The organism is Bradyrhizobium jicamae, from assembly GCF_018130215.1.
In the GTDB taxonomy this organism is placed as follows: domain Bacteria; phylum Pseudomonadota; class Alphaproteobacteria; order Rhizobiales; family Xanthobacteraceae; genus Bradyrhizobium; species Bradyrhizobium jicamae_A.
In genome coordinates, this window is sequence record NZ_JAFCKQ010000059.1 from 21,011 (window position 1) to 42,186 (window position 21,176).

A 21,176-nucleotide genomic window follows, 5' to 3' on the forward strand; every position below is an offset into this window, starting at 1 on the left:
GCTCGGCCCGCTGCAGCGCACAATGTCATCCTTCACGAAATCGTCATCGCCCCGGCCCGCTTTGCCGGGACCGTCGGGAATAACCGCCTGCCCCCGCCAATCACCTCTCCCGGAAACCCAATCCCTGGGGCCCACGGGAGATTTTGCCATGAGCGGACACGATCACGACCATCATGATCAGGAAAAAGGCGTCAGCCGACGCAAAGTGCTGGAATGCATGACCTGGGCCGGCACCGGCGTGCTCTGGACCATCACCGGCGGCGTGCCGCATTCGCTCGGCATCGTCGGCTCGGCGGCCGCGGCCGAGCCGACCGGCATGACCTTCATGCAGATCAGCGACAGCCATGTCGGCTTCGACAAGCCCGCCAATCCGAACGCCAAGGGCACGCTGGAGGAAGCGATCGGCAAGGTCAGGGCGATGCAGGCCAAGCCGTCCTTCATGATCCACACCGGCGACATCACCCATTTGTCGAAGGCGTCCGAATTCGACGATGCCGAGCGCATCATCTCGGAGGCCAAGCTCGACGTACACTACGTGCCCGGCGAGCACGATTTCATCGACGAGGAGGTCAAGCTCTACAAGGAGCGCTACGGCCGCGGCACCGTGGGCGCGGGCTACTATTCCTTCGATGCCGGTGGTGTCCATTTCGTCGGCCTCGTCAATGTCGTCGATCTCAAGGGCGGCGGGCTCGGCAATCTCGGCAACGAGCAGCTCGAGTGGCTCGAGAACGACCTCAAGGGCCGCTCCAAATCGACGCCGATCGTGCTGTTCGCCCACATCCCGCTGTGGACGGTCTATCCGCAATGGGGCTGGGGCACCGAGGACGGCGCCCGCGCGCTCGAATACGTCAAGGGTTTTGGCTCGGTCACCGTGCTCAACGGCCACATCCACCAAGTGATGCAGAAGGTCGAGGGCAACGTCACCTTCCACACCGCGCGCTCGACAGCCTTCCCGCAGCCGGCGCCGGGGTCTGCCCCCTCGCCCGGTCCGATGAAGGTCGAGGATGCCAAGCTGCGCAGCATGCTCGGGGTCGCCAGCATCAACTTCAAGCAGAACAACCAGCCGCTGGCCATCATCGACACGCCACTGCAGGGCTAACGGAAGGACGACAAGGCCATGACTTCGATCAATCGCCGCGACTTCGGCATCGCCGTGGTCGCGACCCTGCTGCTGCCTGTGTCCGCGGCCCGCGCCGAGGACACTGCGGCTCGCGCCGGAGACGTCGCGGTGCATATCGACAACTTCTCGTTCGATCCGGCCCAGCTCAACGTGAAGGTCGGCACTACCGTGACCTGGACCAACCGGGACGACATCCCGCACACCGTGGTGTGCCCGGCCAAGTTCCGCTCCAAGGCGATGGACACCGACGGCAGCTTCTCGTTCACCTTCACGGAAGCCGGCGAATACAAGTACTTCTGTTCGCTGCATCCGCACATGACAGGCAGCATCAAGGTTGGGTAATTTGTCCACCCATGTCATCACAACCATGCCCGGCCGGTGGGTCTCCGCCCCCGGCCGGGCGCGAGCCGTTTCTGGAACTGCCGGGCAGGACACGATGGCCGTCAAAGCGCCGCAAGACGATCCCGAAAAGGCGCGGCGCTTTCGCGAGGCCGCGCTGCCCTATCTCGACGACGCCTATACGCTGGCGCGCTATCTCCTGCGCGACGCCGCCGATGCCGAGGATGCGGTGCAGGAGTGCTACCTGCGCGCCTACAAGCATTTCGACAGCTACCGCGGACCTGCGATGAAGCCGTGGCTGTTCGCGATCCTGCGCAATGTCTGCCGCGCCGAATTCGCCCGGCGCAAGACTGCGCCTGCTCCCGTCGAGGAGGTGCCTGAGAGCACCGACCAGGCGCCGCTGTGGCATGAGACCCCGGAGACGCCGGAGAAGCAGATGCTTCGCCGCTTCGACGGCGATACCGTGCGCAAGCTGATCGCGGCGCTGGCCGAGCCGTTCCGCGAGACCTTCGTGCTAAGGGAAATCCAGAATCTTTCATACCGCGAGATCGCCGACGTCGCCGCCGTGCCTGTGGGCACCGTGATGTCCCGCCTCGCGCGCGCCCGCGCCATGCTGCGATCGGCCTGGCTTGCGGAACAGGAGCAAGCGAAATGACCTGCGAGGAAGCCGAAGTGCTGCTTCACGCGCTGATCGACGGCGAACTCGACGCCGGCCATGCGCGCGAGGTGGAAGCCCATATCGAGGGGTGCGCGCATTGCACGGCCCTGATGCAGGACTATCGCGAAATCAGCCAGGCGATGGCCGAGACCGAGGTGCGCTACAAGGCGCCGCTCGAGCTGCGCCGCAAGATCGAGAAGGCGTTGCCACAACCGCAAGCGGTGCCGAGCCGGCGCTCGGTGCTGCGCGGTTTCGCGCTGGGCTCCGCGGTGTCGGCGATGGCCGCCACCGGCCTGTTCGCGATCGTGCTGCGCAATGACGACGAGCAGCGCATCGAGGCCGAAGTGGTGTCGGCGCATCTGCGCTCGCTGCAGGCGGGCCACCTCACCGACGTGATCTCGACCGACCAGCACACGGTGAAGCCGTGGTTCAACGGCAAGCTCGACGTCTCGCCGCCGGTCATCGATCTCACCGCGCAAGGCTTTACGCTGATCGGCGGCCGGCTCGACTACGTCAACGCCCGCGAGATCGGCGCCGTGGTCTACAAGCGGCGCCAGCACGTCATCAACCTGTTCGTGGCGCAGACCGCGAACACCGAACGTCGCGCGGCGACGATGACGACGCTACAGGGCTTCAACATCCGCCGCTGGAGCGACCGCGGCCTGAACTACTGGGCCGTGAGCGACATCGGCGCCGACGAGCTGTCGGAATTCGGCGAGAAGTTCGAGACCGCAATGCGGGCGAACAAGGAGGGATGAGAGTCGCAGGGCGGATTGGATCAGTAGCCCGGATGCAGCGAAGCGAAATCCGGTGCCGGTCCATCCGCGGGGAAGCTTTTCCGGATTTCGCTGCGCGTCATCCGGGCTACGGGTTCTTATGCCGACTTGCGTACCGCGTTGTCGACCAGCGTCTTGCCGAGCGACCAGATCGCGCCGGGGACCTTGTGGCTGCCCGCGATCACCTCGTCGAACGACTTTTCGATCCAGCGGCAATCCTCGTCGGTGATGACGAGCGGCGGCAGCAGCTTGATGGTGTGGAGGCCGTGGCCGGCGACCTGCGTGAGGATCTTGTGGTCCTTGAACAGCGGCACCGTGATCAGCTGGCAGAACAGCCCCTTGTTGGCGGTCTCCAGCAGATTCCACGACGCCTTCAGCCGCAGCGATTTCGGCGGACCGAATTCGACGCCGATCATCAGGCCCTTGCCGCGGACTTCCTTCATCAGTTCATAGCCCGGCACCATGCGCGTCAGCGCCAGCCGCAGCTCGGCGCCACGCTTGGCGGCCTGCTCGACCAGCTTCTCGGCCTTGATGACGTCGAGCGTCGCGATGCCGGCGGCCATTGCGAGATCGTTCTTCGCGAAGGTCGAGCCGTGCACGACCGCGCGGTCCATCTGGTTGAAGATCTTGTCGAAGATGTTCTTGCGCGTCAGCAATGCGCCGATCGGCACGTGTCCGCCCGACAGCGCCTTCGCCAGCAGCACCATGTCGGGCTCGATGCCCCAGTGCTCGATCGCAAGGAATTTCCCGGTGCGGCCGATGCCGGTCTGAATCTCGTCGGCGATGAACAGCGTGCCGTATTTGCGGCACAGCGCCAGCGCGCCCGGCAGGAACTCGTCGGTGGGCATGTTGACGCCCTTGCCCTGGATCGGCTCGACGATGAACGCACCGACCTGCCGCGACGACAACGCCTTTTCGAGCGCCGCGAGATCGTTGAACGGGATCGGGGTGCAGCCCGGTAGCAGCGGCTCGAAGCCACTGCGGAAGTTCGTATCGTCCGTCAGCGACAGCGCGCCGTAGGACAGGCCATGGAACGAGTGCGAGCAGTAGACGATGCCGGGGCGGCCGGTGGCGCCACGCGCGAACTTGATCGCGGCCTCGACGGCTTCGGCGCCGGAATTGGCGAAGAACACCTTGTCCAGATATGGAACATATTCCAGCAGCCGTTCCGCGAGCACGCCGGCGAGCGTCGAGACATCGAGCTGCACGAGATTGGGCAGATCGGCGTCGAGCACGCTCTTCAGCGCCGAGCGCAGCGCCGGGTGGTTGCGGCCGATCGCAAAAACGCCAAATCCGCTCAATAGATCGAGATAGCGAGCACCCTGACGATCGAAGAGGTATTGGCCTTGCCCCTTCTGGAAGCCGACGTCGTAGCCGATGGTCTTGAGAACGCGAACGAGTTGCTCGTTGAGGTGACGCGTGTGCATGGCACCGCGCTGCCCCTCGCGCTCCACAAAAATCTCGGAAACGTCTAAATTGGAACTTATCATTCGTTACATACGTCGGTTGTTGGCCATCTCGTCAACTTAAAACGCTCCCCAGCGGCTTTTGACCCCTGGTCGGATCGTCCACTTAAGCACAGGTATGGACCATGTTGCACTGCCCAAGAACGTTCGCGCGCACAATAGCCTTTTCAGGTTTATTTTTGGCCACCGTAGTAGCACCGGCATTGGCTGCAGACCCCACAGGCGACTGGATGGTCGCCGACGGCGTCGCCACCATTCGCGTCGCCCAGTGCAATGGCAACATGTGGGGTGCTGTGTCCTGGGAAAAAGCCCCTGGCGGCAAGGATAAGAACAATCCCGATCCGGCCAAGCAGAGCCGGCCGACGCTCAGCATGCCGATCCTGATCGACATGAAGAAGAAGCCCGGCGTCGATGCGTGGGAAGGACAGGTCTACAACGCCAAGGACGGCCAGCTCTACAGCTCGACCATCAAGCCTGTGGGCACGGACCAGCTCGAGATCCAGGGCTGCGTGCTCGGGTTCCTGTGCGGCGGCGAGACCTGGACCCGTGTCGGTCCGCCCATCCCGGCGAGCGTCGCCGGCAACCCGCCGAAGCCCGGTGCACCCAAATCGGCAGCAGCGCCGCAGCCCCCCAAAACCACCGGCTCCGTGGCACCTGCACACAAGCCGGGACAGAAGCAGGCTGCCAATACGCCGGCCGACATCGGCGATATCTGTCTGCTTCCGGAGATCGCACATCCGACGCCGACGCAATAGCGCGTTTGGATACGACGTAGATACGCGGTGCGCGTGAAGAAAACGCATGCGCCGGCTGCCCGCAACCGCAATGTCCCGTCAGGTGACGACCGTCCCGTCAGGTGACGACCGTCCCGTCAGGTGACGTCGTTGCCGACCTCTGAGTCCTTGCCGACCTCACGCGGCTTGCCCATCAGCGCGGGCTGGAACAGCAGCACCGCCGCGAGCGTGGTGACGAGCGAGAGCGCGAGCAACTTGCCCATGCTCGCGGTGCCCGGATGGCTGGACAGCCAGAGGCTGCCGAACGCAGTCGCCGTGGTCAGCGCGCTGAAGAAGATCGCCCGCGTCAGGCTCGATTGCAGCAGATTCGTTCTGCCCTGCCGCCATGCCGTGACATAATATATCTTGAAGGCGACGCCGACGCCGAGCAGCAGCGGCAGCGCAACGATGTTGGCGAAGTTGAGCGGCAAGCCGATCAGCACGCAGATTTCCATGGTCACGATGCCCGCGACCAGGAGCGGCACCAGCGTCAGCAGCACGTCGGTCACCCGCCGCAGCGCCAGCCACAGCAACACGCTGATCCCGGCCAACGCCAGGATGCCGGCGTGGATGAACGCATTGACGACGACGTCGCCGGATTTCAGAATCGAGACCGGACCGCCGACTGCGGTCGGTTCGGCAGCGAGCACCGCGTCGGCGAAGCGGCGCAGATTGTCGTTGTCGTTCGGATCGCCCTTCGGCTCCGCCTCGACACGCATCAGCCCGTCCTTCGCCTTCCAGCTCGCGACGAACTCCGGCGGCAGCGTCTGCAGCGTGATGGTCTGGGCCTGCAGCGCGCTCCTGAGCTGATTAAACACGGTCTTCATCGGCGCGACGAAGATCTCCTGCGTCTTGTTGCGGGTCGCCTCGTTCGAATCGGCGAGCTTCTGCAAGGCATCGGCCAGCCTGCGCGCTGCGACTGCACCCGGTCCCTTGCCGTCGCCCGCGTTCTTGCGCAGGGTGTCGACTGAGCTCTTCAGCGACTCGACGTTCTCCTGGTCCGAAGGTGCCGGATCGACCGTGTCAGGGTTGAGCGCAGGACCGAGCACCTGGGCCGCCTGTGCGATCAGCTTCAGCTTGGCCGGCTGGTCATCCGGCACGAAGCTGTCGAGCGACATCACGCGCGCCACTTCCGGCAATTTCTCGAGCTTGGCCTCGATCTTCTTCGCATCGGCTTCCGACTTCGTCAGCACGTTGATGGCGTTGGCGCCGGTGTTCGGGTCCTTCCGCAGATCAAGGAAGGTCGCGATCGATTCCACCTTGGGGCTTCGCAGATTGATCGGGTTGAAGTCGAACTTCATGTAGTGCAGCAGCGGCATGCCTGCGATCGCGACCAACAGCGTGCCGACGATGATCGGGATGCGGTGCTTTTCCAGGAATTCGTCGACCGGGGCCAGGAAGGCGTAGCCGACCGGATCCTTCTCGCCGGGCGGATTGAGCAGGTCGAGCAGCGCCGGCAGCAGCGTGATGCTGGTGATGAACGCGATCAGCATGCCCGCGCCGGCGATCTTGCCGAGCTCCGCGATGCCCCGGTAGTCGGTCGGCAGAAAGCAGAGGAAGCCGGCTGCCGTCGCCATCGCCGCGAGCGACAGCGGCACCGCCGAACGGCGTGCCGCGTTTTCGAGCGCAAGCGTCAGATTGTCGTTCTTGAAACGCTCGGAGCGGTAGCGGACGCTGAACTGGATGCCGAAGTCGACGCCGAGCCCGATGAACAGCACCGCAAAGGCGACCGACAGCAGGTTCAGCGAACCCACCATCATCAGGCCTGCAGCCGTGGTGATCGCAAGACCGACGAACAGGTTGACGAACACCGCGAAGATGATCTTGGCCGAATGCAACGCCATCCAGAGGATGAGCAGCACGATCACCACGGTGCCGATGCCGTTGGTGATCGCACCGTCCTGCACGGTGGCGTATTCCTCGTTGGCCATCGGCACGGGTCCGGTCAGGCGGACGCGGGCATGATATTCGGTCGGGAATTTCAGCTCGGCCGCGGCCTGGCGGATCGCATCGGTTGCGTCCTTGCCCGGCTCCAGCGCCGAATAGTCGAGGTTCGGCTTGATCTCGATGAAGGCGCGCTTGTCGGCATCGGTGAGCGGCGTGTCGCTGGTCAGCTCGCGCCACGAGAAGGTGGCATCGCCCTTGCTCAGGATGGTCTCGACCGTCTCGGAGATCAGGTTGAACGGCCGCGCCGTGTTGTCGAGCTTGACCTCGCCGCGCTTGATCCCGGCAAGGCCGGTTTCGAGCGCGCCGGTGAGGCCGCGGATCGAGGGATCGCCCGCCATGATCTCGACCAGCGGCGCGGACTGCGCGAGCTGGCCGGTTACCTTGCCGACCTCCTCGGTGGGCAGGAACAGGAGGCCATTCCTGTCGAAGAACACGCCGGAGCCAAGCGGCGTCACCGACTCGAAGTTCTTCTTGTCGGTAGTCAGCTTCTCGGCCAGCGCCTTTGCCGCCGAGCTGGTCAGCTCGGGGGTCGCGGCCTCGACCACGGCAAGGATCAGGCGGTCGCGGTCGAACGCGTCATCGAACTGGTTGTCGCGCTTGCGCCAGTCCAGGTCCGGCGAGATCAGCTTGTTGATGTCGGTGTTGATCGAGAAATTGCGGGCCGTATAGAAGCCGGCCGCGACCGCAAGGATTAGTGAAAAAATGACAACAGGCAGGGCAAAGCGCGTACAGGTCCTAACAACCGAGACAACAATATTTGTCAGCACTTCGTATCTTTCTAATCTCTGGGAAGCATGGCCGAGAACGCCCGCTGTCTAGCGGACTTCCCGGGGCCGATCTAATGTTGTTTTGGTAACTTCCCTCGACGTGATGGCGAGGGCACCAACCAGCAGGAAGCGACCGCGACAGCCGGTATAAACCGCCTCAGTGGGCGATAAAGTGACGAACAAGTGAGGGGACAGTCGGTCGCAGGCCTCGCCTCTCTTTACTATGATACCTCAAACACCCTCCTGATAGGCGCGGCATCGCCTCAAGGTGCTACCTTTTTGCCGCAAAGCCCTGTATTTCCACATGCTTGGGTGTGGATCCAGTGCGGGAACCGGGTTGGTTCGGATATTGCAACTCACGTTGCGAATGTCCGGGCGGGATAGCTGCGGCGCCGAAATGGCCGCACGGGCGTTGAATGTAGCTGGTGCAATTTGCGTAACGGACGTTCTATGGAAGTGTTTCTTGCTCAACCGCGCGGTTTCTGTGCGGGCGTCGTGCGTGCGATCGAGATCGTCGAGCGGGCGCTCGAGAAATATGGCCCACCGGTCTACGTCCGCCACGAGATCGTTCACAACAAATACGTGGTCGAAAGCCTCAAGAAGAAGGGCGCGGTCTTCGTTGAGGACCTCTCCGAAGTTCCCCCGAAGGCGGTCACCGTGTTCAGTGCCCATGGGGTGGCCAGGAGCGTCGAGGAAGAGGCCGCGGCGCGGGACCTGCCTGTACTCAACGCCACCTGCCCGCTTGTCACCAAGGTGCACAACCAGGGCAAGCGCTACATCTCCAAGGGACGCGCCCTGATCCTGATCGGGCATGCCGGTCACCCCGAGGTCGAGGGAACCATGGGTCAGGTTCCAGGCCCCGTCCTGCTGGTCCAGAGCGTCGAGGATGTTGCGGAACTCACTCTACCGGTGGACACCCCGGTGGCCTATATCACCCAGACAACGTTGTCCGTGGACGACACCAGGGACATAATCGGGGCTCTTCAAGCCAAGTTTACAGACATTCAAGGCCCTGACATCCGGGATATCTGCTATGCGACACAGAACCGCCAATCTGCGGTAAGGGACCTGAGCAAACTCGTGGACGTCATTTTGGTGGTGGGGGCCGCCAATAGTTCCAACTCAAACAGGCTTCGCGAAATCGGCACCGAGGTTGGGGTCGCGAGTTATCTTATTGCCGATGGTAACGAGCTCAACCCCGATTGGCTCAAGGATGCGAAGGCCGTCGGCATCACGGCTGGCGCCTCGGCGCCTGAAGTTCTGGTCGACGACGTGATCGAGGCCTTGCGGCGGATCGGACCGGTTTCGGTCTCGGTGCTGCCGGGCCGCGAAGAGAACATCGAATTTCGGCTGCCAGCCGAACTGACTGTGGGCTGATACGGGCTGACCTGAGACCACCTTATCCAAGTTCAGAAAGAAACCTTCGTAATGGCTATACCGTTCTTCAAGGAAATGCGTATCGGCGGATACCTGATCAAGCAGAAGCTGCTTGGCCGCAAGCGCTATCCCCTGGTGCTGATGCTGGAACCGCTATTCCGTTGCAACCTCGCCTGCGTCGGTTGCGGCAAGATCGACTATCCGGATGCGATCCTCAACCGTCGCATGACCGCCCAGGAATGCTGGGACGCGGCCGACGAATGCGGCGCGCCGATGGTGGCAATTCCCGGCGGCGAGCCGCTGATCCACAAGGAGATCGGCGAGATCGTGCGCGGCCTCGTGGCACGCAAGAAATTCGTCTCGCTCTGCACCAACGCGTTGCTGCTGGAGAAGAAGCTCGACCTGTTCGAGCCCTCGCCTTACCTGTTCTTCTCGGTGCATCTCGATGGCCTGAAGGACCATCACGACAAGGCGGTGTCGCAGAAGGGCGTGTTCGACCGCGCCGTCTCCGCGATCAAGGCGGCCAAGGCCCGCGGCTTCACCGTCAACGTCAACGCCACGATTTTCGACGGCCACCCGGCCGAGGAGATCGCAAAATTCCTCGATTTCACCACCGAGCTCGGCGTCGGCGTGTCGATGTCGCCGGGCTACGCCTATGAGCGCGCGCCCGACCAGGACCACTTCCTCAACCGCACCAAGACCAAGAAGCTGTTCCGCGACGTGTTCGCCCTTGGCAAGGGCAAGAAGTGGAACTTCATGCATTCCGGCCTGTTCCTCGACTTCCTCGCCGGCAACCAGGAATACGAGTGCACGCCGTGGGGCATGCCCGCGCGCAACATCTTCGGCTGGCAGAAGCCCTGCTATCTGCTTGGCGAAGGCTACGCCAAGACCTTCAAGGAGCTGATGGAAACCACCGACTGGGATTCCTACGGCACCGGCAAGTACGAGAAGTGCGCGGACTGCATGGCGCATTGCGGCTACGAGCCGACGGCGGCCACCGCGGCGCTGAACAACCCGCTGAAGGCGATGTGGGTCGCGCTGCGCGGCATCACGACCACTGGCCCGATGGCGCCCGAAATCGACCTCTCCAAGCAGCGTCCTGCACAGTACATCTTCTCGGAGCAGGTCCAGAAGAAGCTCTCGGAGATCCGCCGCGACGAGGCACTCGCCGCCGAACGCAAGGCCGCCGCCAAGACCGACTCGACGGCCGCCTGACCTCCGCGACCAGCTATCGATGACAGAGAAGGCCCGGCCGCACCGCGACCGGGCCTTTCTCTTTCCTTCGTCCCAAGTTCTGCCCTAACTTGCGTTATGAATGCCAAGGCCGGATTTTTACGGGGTGGCGGATGAAAAAGGGTGATGTGACCTGCCCGCATTGCGGGGCCGGATTCAGGCGGCTGGAGATATCCTCGAAGCCTGGCACGAAGGGCGAGTATCGCTGCCCGCTCTGCGATACCGGGCTCGAGGAATTGGACGGCAGCGCATTGGTCGCCTACCGCCTCACGATCCAACCATCCATTCGCTCCCTGAACGATTAGAGCGTTTTCGAGCGAAGTGGTCGCGTGAGGAAGACGCGTCAAAACAAGAGTTTGGAGAGTTCGGTTCAGATTCCGTCGGAACGGGATAGCTCTTAGCGAGAGCTCGGCGTCTCCGCTCCGAAGCGCGTTCGGTCCTGATTGAATCAGAACCGAAGCTCGCGTTGTTTAGAGGGTGTTGTCCTGAAGTTCCGAACCGCGCAAGGACGCCCATCGAGGACGATCGCTTGCGAAGAGCAATCAGGCCTCGAGCGGAACCAGGACGTCGTTGCCGAGCAGGAAGCCGCGGCAGCCACGCAGCGACCGCAGCGCGCGGTTGAAGTCGATGCCGGTCGACACCAATGCGCGCAATGTCCGCGGATTGCGTGCGATGCCGCGCAGCACCTTGCGCAGGTCGATATCGCCGTTCGGCTTCACCGCGGATTTCGCCAGGTCGGGCAGCGCCCGGTGGGCGGGATCGCTGATCACGCGCAGCGCCGTGAACGGAATGCCCGCCTTCTCGGCATAGGCCGCTGCAATGTGGCTCTCCATGTCGACGGCCGCGGCCCCCGTGATCGAGCGCAAGGCGGCCTTGCAGGCGCGTGCGGCGACCACCTGCTCGACGCCGGCCAGCCCGCCGCGGACGATCCTGCGGCGCTTGAGCGCGGCGCTGGCGATCATTTCCTCGTTCAGGGCGGACGCGGCCAGGAAGCGGGTGTCGCCGGCCATCACTTCGGTCGCGACCACGACATCGCCCGACTTGAGCGACGGGTCGAGCCCGCCGGCCACGCCGAACGAGATCACGCCACGGAAGGTGGTTGGATCAAGCGTCGCCAGCAACGCACGCAGCTGCTGCGGGTCGCTGGAACTGCAAATCACGATCATGCCGGGACCCGCTGCAATGCGAGCCTCCTGCACCAATCCAGTTACGATCAACACCGGCCGAGGATCAATCACGTTGCCTACGGTCTCGGCGGCCCCCGCCCCCAAAATCACATCCCGACCCCTACCACTCTGCTATTGGTGCTTCTCAAATTCCGATACCGCGCCAGCGCCCAGAGCGGAAAGAACTTCGAGTAGCCATGATATCGCAAGTAAAACACCCGCGGAAACCCCGTAGCCGTGTATCGCGGCTCGTCCCACAGCCCTTTTTCCGTTTGTGTTGCCTTTAGGTACTCCACTCCCCGCGCAATGGCGGGGTTTTCGACCTCTCCTGCTGCCATCAGCCCAAGCAAGGCCCATGCCGTTTGCGAAGCGGTCGATGGCGCGGCCTCATAGCCCTTGTAATCCAGCCGGTAACTGACGGCGTCCTCGCCCCAGCCGCCATCCTGATTCTGCACGGACAGCAGCCAGTCTGCTGCTTTCCGGATCATCGGGTCGTTCCGATCGATCCCCGCGACATTGAGCGCACAGAGCACGGACCAGGTGCCGTAGACGTAGTTCAGCCCCCAGCGGCCGTACCAGGAACCCTCGGCAAGCTGGGTCCGGCGCAGATAGGCGATGCCGTCGGCCATCGCCTTGCTGGTCGCGGCGGTCTCGCCGAGCTGACCCAGCATCGAGATGCAGCGCGCGGTGACGTCCTCGGTCGGCGGATCGAGCAGCGCGCCGTGATCGGAGAACGGGATGTTGTTGAGGTAATATTCGAGGTTGTTGGCGTCGAACGCCGCCCAGCCGCCGTCGCGGCTCTGCAGCCCCTCGATCCATTCGCGGCCGCGCGCGATCGCGACGTCATATTCCCTGGTTCCGGTCTGGCGCCGGACGCGATCCATCGCCATCACAACGACGGCGGTGTCGTCGAGATCGGGATAGTGGTCGTTGTTGTACTGGAACGCCCAGCCGCCCGGACGGACGTCGGGCGCCTTGACCGCCCAATCGCCCTTGAGCTCGAGCACCTGGCGCGGCTTCAGCCAGTCGAGGCCCAGCTTCGCCTTGGCGAAGGTGTCGTCGCCGCCCGCCTCCTGCAGCGCGTGGCAGGTCAGCGCGGTGTCCCACACCGGCGAGACGCAGGGCTGGCAATAAGCCTCGTGCTCGCGGATCACGAGCAGCTTGTCGAGACCGCGCCGGGTGGTGGCGCGCGGCGGATAATTCTCGTCCTTGCCGAGCGCTTCGTACATCATCACGATGTTGGCCATCGGCGGATAGATCGCGCCCATGCCGTCTTCGCCGTTCAGCCGCTCTTCGGTGAAGGCGAGCGCGGCGTCGATCGCGCGCTGGCGCAGGCTCTTCGGGAACATCGGCTCGATCACCCGCAGCACGGCATCGAGCGAGCGGAACAGGTAGAACCAGCTCGCGCTTTGATGCGGCGCCTTCGGCGCCATGCGCACCGACTTCGGATCCTCGAGGAACAATTCGTCGATGCCGACCCCCTTCGGGTTCTTCGCCTTTGGCTTCAGCGCGGCCAGTACCATCAGCGGCACCATGGTGGTGCGCGCCCAGTAGGAGATCTTGTTGATGTGGAACGGCGACCACATCGGCAGCAGCATGATCTCGATCGGCAGCACCGGCGTGGCGCGCCAGGACACGACACCGAACAGCGCCAGCAGGAAACGCGTGAAGACATTGCTGCCGGCGGCGCCACCACGCGAACGGATCGCCTCGCGCGCGCGCACCATGTGCGGCGCGTCGACTGAATCGCCGATCATCTTCAGCGCGAAGTACGACTTCACGCTCGCGCTCATGTCGAACGGGCCGTCATGCACCAGCGGCCAGCCGCCATGGGCGCCCTGCACCCGGCGCAGATAATTGCCGATCTTGGCTTCGAGCCCGGCGTCAACGGGCTCGGCGAGATAGTGGCGGAGCAGGACATACTCGGCCGGTATCGTGCTGTCGGCCTCAAGCTCGAACACCCAGTGTCCGTCGGCCTGGCGATAGCCGAGCACCGCCTCGGTGGCCCTTGAGATGCTGTTCTGCAGCGCGACGGGATCGACCGTGACGCCGTGATCTCTCGAAAGCATGTCGCTCGATATCCTCTTCATCGCGGGCCGGCCCGTGACGAGCCGGCGCCGCTGCAACAGGTTGAATCTAGCGTCTGGCGAGAACCAGATCGGCGGCGCGGTCACCCGACCGCACCGACCCCTCGATGGTTGCTGGCAACCCGGTAGCAGTCCAGTCGCCGGCAAGAAACAGGTTTTTTTGCCCGGTCGCAGGTCCCGGACGCAGGGCATTCTGCTCCGGCGTGGCCTCGAATGTGGCGCGGCGCTCGCGCACGATCTGCCAGGGCGGCAACTCGCCCGACACGCCCGCGGCCTTGCAGACGTCGTTCCAGATTGCCTGCGCCAGTTCCTCGCGCGGCCTGTCGACCAGGCGGTCGCCATTGCTGATGGTCACGGACAGACGCTGCGGAAAGGCGAACAACCACTCCACGAGGCCGCCGACGACGCCGAGGATCGGCGCCGCACCGCGCGGCGGATCGACCCGGAAATGGGCATTGACGATCGCGCGGAACTTGGTCGGTGTCTTCAGGCCCGGCAGCAGCGCGGCCGCCGCCCGCGGCGGCACCGCGAGCACCACGGCATCGCCGTCCGCCAGCGTCACGCGGTCCTCGCCGCCGAATTCGAGGTGCGCGACCCGGTCGCCGGACATCGTGAAGGCGCGCAGCTCATGGCCGAACCGGACGCTGTTGCCGCGGTCTTGCAACTGCTTCACCGCCGGCTCGATCAGGACCGAGCTCAACCCTTCGCGTGCGATCAGCGGACGGCAGGCCTGCCCGCCCGCGAGCAGCGTCTCGCGCACGATGGCGCCGGCAAGCCCGGCCGAGCCCTCCGGCGGATCGACGTTGAGGGCGGCGAGCAGCAGCGGCTGCACCAGCCGGTCATACAGCGTGCCCTGGCAGGGTATCGTCTTGCCGACCAGCGCGTCGGTGCCCGCCCAGACCAGCGGCGCCAATGCAAGGTAATCGCGCAACGACGTGTCGGGAACGCGGCGCGCCTCGTCGAACACCCAGAGCGGAAAGCGCGAGTCGCCGAGATCGAGCTGCCAGCGCTGGCCGCTCGAGAGATCGACGAACGGAAACTGCGCGCGCGCGGGACCCACCAGGCCCGCCTCGGTGCCAATCGAGCGGGCGTAGCTCACTGCATGGCTGTTGCCCGACAGCAAGAGATGGTTGCCGTTGTCGATGGTGAGGTTGGTTGCGGCGTCGAAATAGGAGCGGCAGCGGCCGCCGGCCTGCTGCGTCGCCTCGTGGACGGCGACCTCGTAGCCGGCATTGGCGAGCCGCATAGCGGCCGAGAGACCGGAAATGCCGGCGCCGATGATATGAACGGTCTTTTGCATCAGATGATCGCGTAACGAAGCAGGATGCCGATCTTGGCTGCCTTGGACACACGCACCGGCGCGCGCGGGGCGGCAAAGCCGCGCGCGATCAGCAGATCGAGGATCACGCGGTAGTATTTCGACATGATCCGCGGCGCACGGACCGCGCGGCGCGAATTGCGCCTCATGATCTCGTCGGCCTTCTGGAAATGCATCTTGGCGCGTTCGGCGAGCGGCGCGCACACTTTCGGCAGCGCGCGATCGGCGGTGACGCGCGCCGGATCATCGTTGGTGATACCGGCGTGCCAGAGCCATTCGCGCGGCAGATACAGCCGGCCGAGACCGGCATCCTCGTCGATGTCGCGCAGGATGTTGGTGAGTTGCAACGCCCGGCCGAGGTGATGCGCGAGCAGGATGCCGTCCTCCTCGGGAAGCCCGAACACCCGCACCGACAGCCGGCCGACTGCGCTCGCGACGCGATCGCAATAGAGATCGAGCGTCGCAAGGTCGGGCGCGCGGATGTCCTGCGGCACGTCCATTTCCATGCCGTCGACGATCGCGAGGAAATCCTCGCGCTTGAGGCCGAAGGTCTTCACCGAGGCGACGTAGTCCTTGAGGCGCTCTGGCGGATGACCCGCGTAGAGCGCGTCGATGTCGTCGCGCCACTGCTGCAGCGCCGCCAGGCGCTCCGGCCGCGGGCCGTCGGAATCGGCGATGTCGTCGACCTGGCGGCAGAAGCTGTAGACCTGGAACATCGCCTCGCGCTGCGCACGCGGCAGGATCCGCATCGCGGCATAGAACGAGCTGCCGGACGCCGTCGTCCCGTAATTCGCGTTGGCCGCCGCCTCGACGCTCATGCGCCCGCCGCCGTCTTGGAGAGCGGACGGCGCCCGGTGGCGCGGCGCGCGGTCTCGCCGGCCATGCCGCCGAGGCTTTGCAGCAACAGCTCGACGGGGCTCAGATGAACGCGCTCGCTGAGTGGATCGCGCACCTTCAGCATGTTGACGATCTTGTCGGCAAAGGCCTGGATCACCGAGATCTCGAGGCCGAGCCGGAAGTCCTTCACGTCGCCGGCAAGCGCCCTGCTCTCGTCGAGCAGGCTTGCGGTTCGCACCGCGAGCCCCTGCAGGCACGCCAGCAGCTGCGGCGACGACTTCGCCTCGGCCAGCATCTCGACCGTCGCGCCCGACACGGCCAGCGCATCCCGCGGCAGGTAGACGCGGTTCAGATTCCGGTAATCCTTGCCGCAATCCTGCAAATGGTTGTTGATCTGCAGTCCTGCACAAAGCGCGTCGGAGGCGGCCCAGGTCGCGGTGCTCTCGCCATGCACGTCAAGCATGAAGCGGCCGACCGGCATCGCGGAGTAACGGCAATAGTCGACCACGTCGTCCCAATTCTCGTAGCGCAGCTTCGTGACGTCCATGCGGAACGCGACCAGCATCTCTACCGCATGGCGCGGCGGCAAGCCGCGCTCGGCGAAGGCGCGGCGCAGGGTGACCGCTTCCTTCTGGGTGTCGCCGTTGCCCAGAAGCTCGGCTTCGAGCAGGTCGAGATAGCGCAGCTTCTCCGTGGCGGGCAGCGTGGCGTGATCGGCGATGTCGTCAGCGGTGCGGACGAAGTTGTAGAACGCCATGATCAGGGCGCGATGCCGCGGATGAATGATCCACGACGCGACGGGAAAATTCTCGTCGCGGTGGGTCTTTCCGGATCGCAGGTCGCTCGCGGTGGTCATCGGAAAAATTTGCTACACGGGTCATGGCACGGCACAAGCGCGAGTCGTCAGGCGCGTGCGGGTGGGTTGCGAGCCCCATATAGGGGAATACGCCGCCAAAACCAATGCTATCTGTGTGACCGTCAGCATGCGCTGGCCCGGGAACGGCATGCGTGCCGGCCCCCGGGGCCTTGACGGTCCTTGAGACCTTGAGGCGGTCTTACTGGCCGTGGGTCTTCAGCACCTGGTCGCAGGCGGCGCTGATCTTGGCGCGGTTCTGCTGCAGGCAGGCGAGAATGGTGAAGTCGCCCTGATCGATCACGGCGCGACAGTGCCTCTGCACGTCGCGTGTGCAGGCCTTCTGTTCCTCGGGCGTGCCACGCTGCTCCTGCTGAGCGAAGGCGCTGGACGAAAGCGGGACCGACAACAGGGCAAGAGCCAGGAGAAATTTACGCATCTTATTCCTTCATTTTCGACAGCAGACAATCCGTCCCCGAAAAGCACTTCGGCAAGGCCGGGACGGATTTGTAGGGAGTTTAGACGCCGCGTCACGCAGCAACGGACCCACGACAAGCACCGCTAAATGCGGCCAAATTTGCGGCGCTGTAAACCCTTGAATAAACCATTGATTCTCATTAGCTATTCGCGCACCCCTCTCGCTGGCCTGCGGCGATGGCGGAGAAACCTTCGCGCAACGGAGATGATCACGTCGTATCGTTTTCGATTCTGTCCCCCAAGTGTAACGGCCTCTCGCGCAGCAATCCTGTCGTTTGAACCTAACATACTGCGGTGACACTAAATCTTGGATGCGGCGAGGCGCTCCTTGCAAGGCAAGCGCTGATTTCAACGGGAATATTCACAATGAAGCTGTTTGGTTCCAGCCTTTCCGGTCACGCCCTCAAGGCTGCAGGCGTCGGCGCCGCACTGATGCTGTCGGTCTCTGCGGGCCACGCCCAATCCAGCGGACCGTTCGCCGGCTTCGCCGGATCCTGGGCCGGCACGGGCACGGTCGCGTTGTCCAACGGCACCACCGAACGGATCCGCTGCAAGGCCGACTACAAGGTCGCTCCATCGGGCATGAGCCTGAAGCAGAGCCTGCATTGCGCGAGCGACAGCTACAAGTTCGACCTCTCCAGCGACGTGACCAGCCAGGGCGACCGCATCTCCGGCAACTGGAGCGAGGCGAGCCGCAACATCTTCGGCAATCTGCAGGGGACCGCAGGCGGCGGCCAGATCGACGTGTTCGTCGAGGCGTCGGGCTTTGCCGCGAATCTGAGCCTGCGGACCAACGGCTCCAAGCAGAACGTGCAGATCGATTCCAAGGGCGAGATCCGCGGCGTCCAGATCACGATGACGAAGAGCTGACCAACCCCTTCGGCTAGGCCTGCACGTCGCTTCCCCAGCGCGCGCAAAAGGCCTCGATGTCGTCCGACTGGAACTCCGGCAGGCGCGCCATCATGGTTTCGAACGGCCAGTCCCACCACGCGATGCGGGCAAGCTGTGCGGCGACCTCGCGGCTGAATCGCTCGCGAATCTGACGGGCCGGTACCCCGCCGACGACGGTATAGGGCGCAACGTCGCGGCTCACCACGGCGCCGGCCGCGAGCACCGCGCCGTCTCCGACCGTGACACCGGGCAGCACGATCACGGCGTGACCGATCCACACATCATTGCCGATCACCACCCGGTCATCACGACGGTTCGCGAAGAACGCGCGATCGCGCTCCGCGGTGGCGGAATAATATTCGGGGCAATAGGTGAAACGGTGCAGCGACGGACGGTCGATCGGATGATTGGGCGCACCGATCCTCACCTGCGCGGCGATGGCGCAGAACTTGCCGATCTGCGCATCGGCGACCATGCATCCCGGGCCGAGATAGGAGAAATCGCCGAGCTCGGAATACTCGACCGCGGATTGATCGAGGATCTCGCAGCTTTTGCCGATCCGGCTCTCGCGCAGCCTGACCGTCGGATCGATGACGGTTTCCGCGAGCTTCGGCCGCGGACGAACCGCTTCATTCATTGTCGTCTTCCCCGGTCACTCGTCCCGCGCGAACCTATTGCGCAGCGTTGGGCGGGGATACCTTGGTTCCGCGAATTTTCTGCGACAGGTTGATCAGGAACATCGACGTCGGCCGCAGGATGAAGAGATCCGCGACCAGGGCCGCGACCATCGAGAACGCGCTGAGCCAGCCGAACAGGCGCAGCGACGGCAGGTCGGAGAACACCGTGACGACGAGGCCGCAGGCCAAAACCACCGTGGTCAGGATCAGCGCGGGGCCGACCAGCACGGTGGCGCGCTCGACCGCGAGCTCCGGCGTGACGCCGGGCCTGGTCTCGAGCCGCAGGCGGTTGAGGAAGTGGATGGTGGCGCTCAAGCCCAGGCCGAACGACACCGTCAGCGCAACCACGCTGGCGAATTGCAGCCCCTCCCCGAGCAGCCACAGCACCGTGCCCGACAGCACCACTGGGAAGATGCCGGGGAGAATGCAGGAAAACATCACAACGACCGAGCGGAATGCGAGGCCGATGAAGATCGCGACCAGCCCGAATTCGATCGTGAGACCGCGATTGAGCTTCTCGATCATGCTGGCACTGTTACGCGCGGCGATCGCCGACAGGCCGGTGACCGCGATCTCGTAGCCGGGATGCGCGGCGCGGACCGTGTCGAGCTCCTTGTCGAGGTGTTCGACCACCGGGAGGATTTGGCTCGAATCGAGGTCGGGCACGCGTCCCGACACCACCACTGCGTCCTGGTTCTTGTCGATGAAGCGACGCACCAGATGCTCGGGGATCAGGTCGACATATTCCTTCAATGTATTGACGTCCGTCGTGCCGGCCTTCGCCGCGAGCCAGCGGCGCAAGGTTTCCAGCGACCAGACGTTGCCGACGCCGGCGGACTTCTCGACCATCGCGTGGACGTCGGCAATCGTATTGAGCGTTTCCGGCGAGTAGAGCGAGGCGCCCTTCGGGAATTCGATCAGCACGTCGATCGGGTTGGCGCCGGTCAGCTTGGCATCGAGCCGGTTCGATGCCGCCACCGCCTGCTGCTTGTCCGGCACCTGGTCGGCCAGCCGGTAACGCGGCTGCAGGTTGGCATACACGACGCCGAGGCCGCCGACGACGAGCAGCGCGATCAGGCTGAACAGCCCGGGGCGGCCCACCATCCGCACCGCGATCCAGTAGCAGAAATTGCGCAGCGCCTGCACGCCGGCGTCGGCGCTCTGGAACTTGACGGCGAAGATCTTCTCGTTGCGCACGAACAGCACGCCGAACACCGGCACCAGTGACAGCACCGCGATCAGCGCGATGATGGTGGCGGCAAGCCCGGCCTCGCCGAACTTGCGGATCAGGTCGGAGTCCGAGAACTGCAACGCGATGAAGGAAATGCCGGCGGTGCCGTGGGTCAGCACGCAGGCCGGCCCCACCACCAGCACCGCGTTCTTGAACGCGGTGAACTTGTCCTGCCCCGCGATCAGCCTGTCGCGCGCCGCAAAGGTCAGCTGCATCGAGTCGGAAAAGCTGATCACCATGATGAGCGGCGTCATCACGTTGAGGAACATGTTGAGGTTGAAATTGGCCCAGCCGAGGCCGCCGAGCGCCAGCAGGATCGCGATCATCGGCGGGAACGCCGCCGCCACCATGAAGGAGATCTTGCGGAAGAAGATGATGGCAATGATGCAGCCGGCGAGGATACCGAGGATGTTGTAGGTCAGGCCGTCGCGCTCGACCGCGTTGCGGATCTCGAGCTGCATGACCGGTACGCCGGACAGCTCGGCGTTGAGCCCGCTGCCGGCGAGGTCGTCGGCCATGATCTTCCTGATGTCGCCGACCACCTTGCCGAGGTCGTTGCTGGCGACCACCTTGGGCTCGAGCGACATCACGATCAGCGCCAGCGTGCCGTCTTCCGACAGCAACTTGCCGCGAATGATCTCGTTGGTTTTGACGGTCTCGATGAACTTGTCGTAGGCCTCGCCCTGCGGAAGCTCGTTGGGGAACAGTGCCGCGGGCAGCTTGCCCGGCGCCGGCGCCTGGCGCGCCGAGAACAGCGACACCAGGCCGCGCACCCCGTCGACGAGCTGCATGTCGGTGACCATGTCGCGCAGCTTTCCGAGATTGTCGCGCGCAAGCAGCGTCTTGCCCTCGACCACGACGAGGACGTCGAACTCGGTCGCGGGGAAGCGCTTGGTCACCGCCTCGTACTGCTTGTAGTCCTTGGAGTTGGAGCGGAACAGCTGCGACAGCGAGTCGTCGATCTTGATCCGATGGACGCCGAACACCGCTCCGATCAACAGAATGACGAGGACGATGCAGGACAGGATCGGCGCCCGCATCGGGAACAGGCCGAGCCGCTCGATTCCGAACGCGATGCTGAGCCCCGACCGCGGCGCTTCGACCTTCTCGACGTGAACCTGACTTTCGGAGTTCTTTTCGAGCATGCGCTGTCCGTTCTGAAAACGCTCAATCTGTCTAGCTT

General features: G+C 64.3%; 18 protein-coding genes. 8 read left to right on the forward strand and 10 right to left on the reverse strand.

Annotated features, from left to right (window positions below; genetic code table 11):
- The first annotated feature begins 148 nt into the window (after positions 1-148).
- The 4 genes from JQ586_RS35845 to JQ586_RS35860 all read left to right on the forward strand — a co-directional run bounded on the left by JQ586_RS35845 (position 149) and on the right by JQ586_RS35860 (position 2,875).
- Entirely contained in the window at positions 149-1,099 is a 951-nt protein-coding gene (locus JQ586_RS35845) for a metallophosphoesterase (RefSeq protein WP_212399358.1), read from the forward strand.
- Positions 1,100-1,117: 18 nt separating this feature from the next.
- Positions 1,118-1,462, forward strand: a complete 345-nt coding sequence (locus JQ586_RS35850; RefSeq protein WP_212399359.1) for a cupredoxin family copper-binding protein — start codon at positions 1,118-1,120, stop codon at positions 1,460-1,462.
- 94 nt (positions 1,463-1,556) lie between these two features.
- A complete protein-coding gene (locus JQ586_RS35855) occupies positions 1,557-2,114 on the forward strand; it encodes a sigma-70 family RNA polymerase sigma factor (RefSeq protein ID WP_212399360.1) in 558 nt (185 codons plus the stop codon).
- Positions 2,111-2,875 carry an anti-sigma factor gene (locus tag JQ586_RS35860; RefSeq protein WP_212399361.1) on the forward strand — a complete coding sequence of 255 codons (765 nt, stop codon included), beginning with the start codon at positions 2,111-2,113 and terminating at the stop codon, positions 2,873-2,875. Before JQ586_RS35855 ends, JQ586_RS35860 begins: the two co-directional genes overlap by 4 nt.
- Before the next feature lie 116 nt (positions 2,876-2,991).
- Here the strand turns inward: JQ586_RS35860 and hpnO are convergent, their stop codons facing one another.
- Positions 2,992-4,383, reverse strand: coding sequence for an aminobacteriohopanetriol synthase HpnO (gene hpnO, locus JQ586_RS35865; RefSeq protein WP_212399362.1), 1,392 nt, complete (start codon positions 4,381-4,383; stop codon positions 2,992-2,994).
- Positions 4,384-4,484: 101 nt separating this feature from the next.
- Between hpnO and JQ586_RS35870 the strand changes: the two genes are divergently transcribed.
- The gene (locus JQ586_RS35870) at positions 4,485-5,114 is read left to right on the forward strand and encodes a DUF2147 domain-containing protein (RefSeq protein ID WP_212399363.1); all 630 of its coding nucleotides are present in this window, start codon (positions 4,485-4,487) and stop codon (positions 5,112-5,114) included.
- A gap of 116 nt (positions 5,115-5,230) precedes the next feature.
- Here JQ586_RS35870 and JQ586_RS35875 read toward each other — a convergent pair whose 3' ends face one another.
- Complete coding sequence (locus tag JQ586_RS35875) at positions 5,231-7,846, reverse strand: MMPL family transporter (protein ID WP_212399364.1); 2,616 nt, start codon at positions 7,844-7,846, stop codon at positions 5,231-5,233.
- Positions 7,847-8,296: 450 nt separating this feature from the next.
- Here JQ586_RS35875 and ispH point away from each other — a divergent pair, with 450 nt between their 5' ends.
- Positions 8,297-9,223 (forward strand): 4-hydroxy-3-methylbut-2-enyl diphosphate reductase, encoded by a 927-nt coding sequence (gene ispH, locus JQ586_RS35880; protein WP_212399365.1) that lies wholly within the window; start codon positions 8,297-8,299, stop codon positions 9,221-9,223.
- A gap of 51 nt (positions 9,224-9,274) precedes the next feature.
- Positions 9,275-10,438, forward strand: a complete 1,164-nt coding sequence (gene hpnH / locus JQ586_RS35885) for an adenosyl-hopene transferase HpnH (RefSeq protein ID WP_212399366.1) — start codon at positions 9,275-9,277, stop codon at positions 10,436-10,438.
- A gap of 560 nt (positions 10,439-10,998) precedes the next feature.
- Here the strand turns inward: hpnH and JQ586_RS35890 are convergent.
- The 6 genes from JQ586_RS35890 to JQ586_RS35915 all read right to left on the reverse strand — a co-directional run bounded on the left by JQ586_RS35890 (position 10,999) and on the right by JQ586_RS35915 (position 17,156).
- Positions 10,999-11,733, reverse strand: a complete 735-nt coding sequence (locus JQ586_RS35890; protein ID WP_409334528.1) for a phosphorylase — start codon at positions 11,731-11,733, stop codon at positions 10,999-11,001.
- On the reverse strand, positions 11,730-13,691 hold the full coding sequence (gene shc / locus JQ586_RS35895; RefSeq protein ID WP_212399368.1) for a squalene--hopene cyclase: 1,962 nt from the start codon (positions 13,689-13,691) through the stop codon (positions 11,730-11,732). The genes JQ586_RS35890 and shc overlap by 4 nt, the downstream gene beginning before the upstream one ends.
- A 67-nt stretch (positions 13,692-13,758) precedes the next feature.
- The gene (gene hpnE, locus JQ586_RS35900) at positions 13,759-15,009 is read right to left on the reverse strand and encodes a hydroxysqualene dehydroxylase HpnE (protein WP_212399369.1); all 1,251 of its coding nucleotides are present in this window, start codon (positions 15,007-15,009) and stop codon (positions 13,759-13,761) included.
- Positions 15,009-15,845, reverse strand: coding sequence for a presqualene diphosphate synthase HpnD (gene hpnD, locus JQ586_RS35905; protein WP_212399370.1), 837 nt, complete (start codon positions 15,843-15,845; stop codon positions 15,009-15,011). Before hpnD ends, hpnE begins: the two co-directional genes overlap by 1 nt.
- Positions 15,842-16,720 carry a squalene synthase HpnC gene (gene hpnC, locus JQ586_RS35910; RefSeq protein WP_212399371.1) on the reverse strand — a complete coding sequence of 293 codons (879 nt, stop codon included), beginning with the start codon at positions 16,718-16,720 and terminating at the stop codon, positions 15,842-15,844. The genes hpnD and hpnC overlap by 4 nt, the downstream gene beginning before the upstream one ends.
- Before the next feature lie 199 nt (positions 16,721-16,919).
- Positions 16,920-17,156, reverse strand: coding sequence for a hypothetical protein (locus JQ586_RS35915; RefSeq protein WP_212399372.1), 237 nt, complete (start codon positions 17,154-17,156; stop codon positions 16,920-16,922).
- 404 nt (positions 17,157-17,560) lie between these two features.
- Here JQ586_RS35915 and JQ586_RS35920 point away from each other — a divergent pair, with 404 nt between their 5' ends.
- Entirely contained in the window at positions 17,561-18,064 is a 504-nt protein-coding gene (locus JQ586_RS35920; RefSeq protein ID WP_212399373.1) for a hypothetical protein, read from the forward strand.
- Positions 18,065-18,077: 13 nt separating this feature from the next.
- Here the strand turns inward: JQ586_RS35920 and JQ586_RS35925 are convergent, their stop codons facing one another.
- Both JQ586_RS35925 and JQ586_RS35930 read right to left on the reverse strand, forming a co-directional pair.
- On the reverse strand, positions 18,078-18,722 hold the full coding sequence (locus JQ586_RS35925; protein ID WP_212399374.1) for a DapH/DapD/GlmU-related protein: 645 nt from the start codon (positions 18,720-18,722) through the stop codon (positions 18,078-18,080).
- A gap of 34 nt (positions 18,723-18,756) precedes the next feature.
- On the reverse strand, positions 18,757-21,138 hold the full coding sequence (locus JQ586_RS35930; protein ID WP_212399375.1) for an RND family transporter: 2,382 nt from the start codon (positions 21,136-21,138) through the stop codon (positions 18,757-18,759).
- Positions 21,139-21,176 lie beyond the last annotated feature (38 nt).

Coding starts and splice junctions, on each gene's coding strand:
- JQ586_RS35845 (WP_212399358.1), top strand. CDS start 149: ATGAGCGGACACGATCACGACCATCATGATCAGGAAAAAGGCGTCAGC.
- JQ586_RS35850 (WP_212399359.1), top strand. CDS start 1,118: ATGACTTCGATCAATCGCCGCGACTTCGGCATCGCCGTGGTCGCGACC.
- JQ586_RS35855 (WP_212399360.1), top strand. CDS start 1,557: ATGGCCGTCAAAGCGCCGCAAGACGATCCCGAAAAGGCGCGGCGCTTT.
- JQ586_RS35860 (WP_212399361.1), top strand. CDS start 2,111: ATGACCTGCGAGGAAGCCGAAGTGCTGCTTCACGCGCTGATCGACGGC.
- hpnO (WP_212399362.1), bottom strand. CDS start 4,383: ATGATAAGTTCCAATTTAGACGTTTCCGAGATTTTTGTGGAGCGCGAG.
- JQ586_RS35870 (WP_212399363.1), top strand. CDS start 4,485: ATGTTGCACTGCCCAAGAACGTTCGCGCGCACAATAGCCTTTTCAGGT.
- ispH (WP_212399365.1), top strand. CDS start 8,297: ATGGAAGTGTTTCTTGCTCAACCGCGCGGTTTCTGTGCGGGCGTCGTG.
- hpnH (WP_212399366.1), top strand. CDS start 9,275: ATGGCTATACCGTTCTTCAAGGAAATGCGTATCGGCGGATACCTGATC.
- shc (WP_212399368.1), bottom strand. CDS start 13,691: ATGCTTTCGAGAGATCACGGCGTCACGGTCGATCCCGTCGCGCTGCAG.
- hpnE (WP_212399369.1), bottom strand. CDS start 15,009: ATGCAAAAGACCGTTCATATCATCGGCGCCGGCATTTCCGGTCTCTCG.
- hpnD (WP_212399370.1), bottom strand. CDS start 15,845: ATGAGCGTCGAGGCGGCGGCCAACGCGAATTACGGGACGACGGCGTCC.
- hpnC (WP_212399371.1), bottom strand. CDS start 16,720: ATGACCACCGCGAGCGACCTGCGATCCGGAAAGACCCACCGCGACGAG.
- JQ586_RS35915 (WP_212399372.1), bottom strand. CDS start 17,156: ATGCGTAAATTTCTCCTGGCTCTTGCCCTGTTGTCGGTCCCGCTTTCG.
- JQ586_RS35920 (WP_212399373.1), top strand. CDS start 17,561: ATGAAGCTGTTTGGTTCCAGCCTTTCCGGTCACGCCCTCAAGGCTGCA.
- JQ586_RS35925 (WP_212399374.1), bottom strand. CDS start 18,722: ATGAATGAAGCGGTTCGTCCGCGGCCGAAGCTCGCGGAAACCGTCATC.
- JQ586_RS35930 (WP_212399375.1), bottom strand. CDS start 21,138: ATGCTCGAAAAGAACTCCGAAAGTCAGGTTCACGTCGAGAAGGTCGAA.